Here is a 4,215-nt window from a genome sequence, read left to right on the forward strand (position 1 = left end):
GTCCATGGAGCCCCAAACTAAAGTGGTCGGAACTCCTATTAGATTTAATTCTGATTTTCTGTCCTTGTTTAATCCTTGAACTAAGGAAGAAAGACAAAAACAGCCTCCATTTGCAATTGAAGTTTTAGCTGTTTGGGAATATACATGTTTTGATTCATGATTTTTAGGCAGGGAATATTTGTACCAAACATCGGCGAGTTTCTTGGCAAGAATAGCATTTGTCAATTGCCCAATTAAAGGTATTTTCAGCAGATTGGGAATTGATTTCTCAGTCCATTTTATAATAGAATCAATGGAAGGTGTTTGTGATAAAAAAATATGGTTGAATCTTTCAGGATTCTGAATGGCTGCCTGGATGGCATAGTACCCATTCGAACAAGAAAAAAGCAAAGACACTTTACGGAGTCTAAGGCTGTCCATTACCTGTAATAATAAGTTTGAGCCATTAGAAAAAGAATAGTCATATTTATTATTTGGAAATGAAAATCCCAATCCCGGATATTCAAAACATATTACGCGATAATCTTTGGCCAAATCCTGTATCAGCGGAATTTGATGTTCAATGACATTAGGACCATCAGGAACATTAATGATAATTGGTAAATTTTCCTTTGTATCGAAAACTCTAATCTTTCCAAAATCTGTGTCCAAATAGAAAAAGCCATCCCCAAATTGTGGTCGTGACTTCCATGTAAATCTTAAGGCATCTATGAATTGTCCTGTCATTTTCTAATTTGCTACAACGGTCAGCATAAGAATAGTAGCCGACTGCGTGGCATCTTTCTGTGAAGTTACACAAAAGTTGTAACGGGATACAACCCCCATAGTTTACTGCTCTCTCGGCTATTATTATACAATTTTGTACGCTGGCTTTTTAATTCAAGTCTTTGATTAATGAGCTTTGACGCTTATCAATTACTCCTTAGTTTTTTCGCGACCTCATCATAATATTCTTGTGTAACCACTTCAGTCCAGGTAGTTGGTTGTCCGCCACCATATAAGGCCAAATACGTAACATTGCTTTCCTTGGTCGAGGTGTGCCAATGCTCGGTATTCTCAGGGCATTTAATCACATCTCCCGTTTCAAGAACAACGGGGTCTTTTCCTCTTTCCTGATAATAGGCTTGACCATCTACAATGATTAAAACCTGCACAGACGCATGTTTGTGCCAATCCAAGGTTGAGTTGGCTTTAAAGGTTGCTTTTGTGATATTATATCCCAATTCGGCATCATCGTGAATAATTGCATTCAGCCAAGCCTCTCCTATATAATGAGTGTTTGGTGCTTTTGTACCCTCAGTGAGATATGAGGATACTTTATATTCAGAGTCTTGGGAAAACCCCGATAATGAGGCTAAAATAAATAGGGCTAAAATTGAATTTTTCATTTAGTATAAGTTTTTAGTTTCTAACCATTGATTCATAAAATCGGCTACTTTTTTGTTATTCAAATCTGACATAGGAAAATGAGTATTGCCTATTAATCCTTTTTTAGGCAAATGTACAAGGGTAACGTCTCCACCATATTTATTAACAACTATTGTCCATTTTTTAGCCATTTCCAATGCAGCTCGCCATTGTTCTTTTCCTGGATTATCTAATACTTTTTCTTTTGGTATATAGTCGCCATAATAAATAACTATTGGGATTTTAGTTAATTTTTTGAAAGTTTCCTCTGAGACCCCTCGGGCAGATAATGTTCCTCCTAGATAAGGGATTGGATTTGGTATCTCATTTTCTGGAAAAACGAAGTTACTGCCTGGCTCAAAACATATGATGGCTTTGATATTTTCATTTCTTAAAGCCGTCAGCCAACCTTGTCCCCCACTATGAGAGTGAGTAACTAATATACCAGGTCCAATCTTGTCAAATAAGGTTGATATTGTTTTAATATTTAATTCAATATCCAAGGGGCCAGTATCGGGGGTTATTTGACGATAAAATTGATTAAGAGCTTCTGGTTCTTTTGAGAATTGAACATTAGGATAAAATTCATTGTTTACTCCAAGTCTGAAAATCCCAAACCAAAGTTGGTCGTCGGTATTTGCACTAAGAGTCATTGGTTCTGTGCTTCTCCCTGATTGTCCACGTCTCGGCTGGTCAATTAAATAAACTGGGTATTTCTTTTTTAAGAAAATAGATTGGAATCCTTCTCTACCGTCTGGGGTTGTCTGCCAAGTTCTCATCGATTGACCATAACCGTGCCAAAACACCAAGGGTAATTTCTTTGCCTGGGTTGGTATTTGATAGAAAACAGTAGCGTGGTCTCCGTGTAGTGTTTGTCCCTCTGTGTTTTGATTAGTAGGATTAAAAAATCCGTGAGCTACAGAGTCAAAAGTCCCTGTACTTCTTATCACTTTTCCTCCAACTGTGAAACTTCCTTGATCTCTAATTTCAATTATGTCTTTATCTTCTAAGACAACTTTCTCATCGTTATCACAAGACAGGCTTAAGATAATTAGTAATAACGTTAAGGCATTTTTCCAATTTCTAATTTTATTCTTCATTAATTTTAGGATAACGTTTTTTAAGCTTGCGTACAAGTTGTTTTAAGCTCTTAAAGTTAACAGTTATCCCTATAATCTTCCCCGGATAAAGGCAATTAACCTAACTGTTTATGGAGGGAAATCGTTCTCCGGTTTCTCTAAAGCGGATAGGCGAAATAGTTCGTATGATTCATTCTTTACCTTCGGGGAAATGGTAGTGGAGGATTTGAAAGCCGAGCACAGGTGTGGTACCGCCAGGCACTATAAAGGCATTTTGTCCGTCCTACGCACCTTTACCCGGGGAAAGGACCTGAAGTTCAACGTGCTGACCTACGACTTCCTAAAACGATTCGAGCGGCAACATTTGGCCAGGGGCAACAGCTGGAATGGGCTTTCCACTTATTTACGGGGCATTAGGGCCCTTTACAACAAGGGGATCAAGGCAGGTCTGATCGAAAAAGAAGCTTATCCCTTTGCCTACTACAGCATACGCCAGATCCCCACCGAAAAGCGGGCCCTGAGCGCGGCAGACCTTCGGAAGATCCTGGAGTTGGAAATATCCCAGGACCAGGTTATAGCGCTATCGGAATTATTTTATTTGTTCCTTCTTTCTGTACGGGATGAATTTTACCGATATGGCTTTCCTGAAAGTTGAAAACATCATAGATGGCCGCATCCGTTTCCTACGGAAGAAAAGCGGGAAGCCTACACTTGTCTTTCAGAATTTTTATGTAAGTCAATTATCAGTTCTAATGCTGTCATTCCGTTTTTTCACATTAAGCATAACGGTGAGTATAAAGGGTCCTTTAATGCCCTTTATACATTGCTATAACCTGTTTAATATTCACTAATTAGTGCCGTAATATTTTTATCAGTTGTCTCCGACATTATATCTAAAAGAGCATCAATCGTTAAATTATTATACGCTTTGATTTTTTTTAGAATTTCAACTAACTGGTCTTCATCATTTTCAAATAAATCTTTGAAAAACTTAAAAGCTCTTCCGTATTGGCCTACTTCGTTGAAATAAATGAATTTTGATCCATACAGCTTTCCTTTATCCACACTTTTAATTGGTCCATTTGCTCTCCAATCTAACAGATTTCCTTGTTTAGAGAACTCAATGGCTGATGATAGTCTATTCTCTATGAAATAACTTTCAGCTTCTTCTGGGGCTATTATTTTGCAATATTCATAGGCTATGTATTCAGATAAACCATCTCGAAACCATCTGTATTTATAGCCTTTCAGGTTGTATTTTTGAACTAAAGATCCTTCAACTATTTCGTGCGAAAATGTGTTCCCAATTTTATTAGTCAACTTAAGTATATTAGAACTGTCTGATTCATATAATGCCAATATCCAAGGAATATTTCGGCTTTTTCCTATGGTTATTGTGTTGTTTGAATTTATTTTGGTCAAAAAAAGGTTTTCTTTCTCAATTTCATTAATTAGAAATTTATTTTCTAACAAGCTATCTAAATGACCAAAGAGTTTTAGAGATATTTCACTTTCTTTCTTTAACCCTTCATCAAAATATACTGTGTAACCAAATTTACTTATTGAATCGGCTGAAGATTTATCTAAAACATTGAAGTTGGTGATATTATTGACAGGGTCATCACCAAATATTTCCTCATTACTGTATGAAGCTCTTGTGGTCAGAGGGAATTTATGTGGTTTTAAGCTATTCATTACTTGAATTTTAGCTCCCATATCAGTCAGTTTA

At 36.8% G+C, this 4,215-nt stretch carries 5 protein-coding genes; 1 reads left to right on the forward strand and 4 read right to left on the reverse strand.

From position 1 onward, the window contains the following. The 3 genes from WBV75_RS06195 to WBV75_RS06205 form a co-directional block, all read right to left on the reverse strand. The coding region (locus WBV75_RS06195; RefSeq protein WP_424119771.1) for an alpha/beta fold hydrolase at positions 1–726 on the reverse strand (726 nt) is incomplete at its 3' end. 185 nt (positions 727–911) lie between these two features. Further along, complete coding sequence (locus WBV75_RS06200; protein WP_424119772.1) at positions 912–1,388, reverse strand: cupin domain-containing protein; 477 nt, start codon at positions 1,386–1,388, stop codon at positions 912–914. Beyond that, entirely contained in the window at positions 1,389–2,507 is a 1,119-nt protein-coding gene (locus WBV75_RS06205; protein WP_424119773.1) for an alpha/beta hydrolase, read from the reverse strand. Positions 2,508–2,601: 94 nt separating this feature from the next. Between WBV75_RS06205 and WBV75_RS06210 the strand changes: the two genes are divergently transcribed. Next, a complete protein-coding gene (locus WBV75_RS06210) occupies positions 2,602–3,141 on the forward strand; it encodes a phage integrase SAM-like domain-containing protein (RefSeq protein ID WP_424119775.1) in 540 nt (179 codons plus the stop codon). Positions 3,142–3,323: 182 nt separating this feature from the next. On the opposite strand, the gene WBV75_RS06215 is transcribed toward WBV75_RS06210, so the two are convergent. Next, on the reverse strand, positions 3,324–4,215 hold an 892-nt coding region (locus tag WBV75_RS06215; protein ID WP_424119774.1), incomplete at its 5' end, for a hypothetical protein.

The sequence above is a fragment of the Robiginitalea sp. genome (genome assembly GCF_049588695.1).
Classification (GTDB): Bacteria; Bacteroidota; Bacteroidia; order Flavobacteriales; family Flavobacteriaceae; genus Robiginitalea.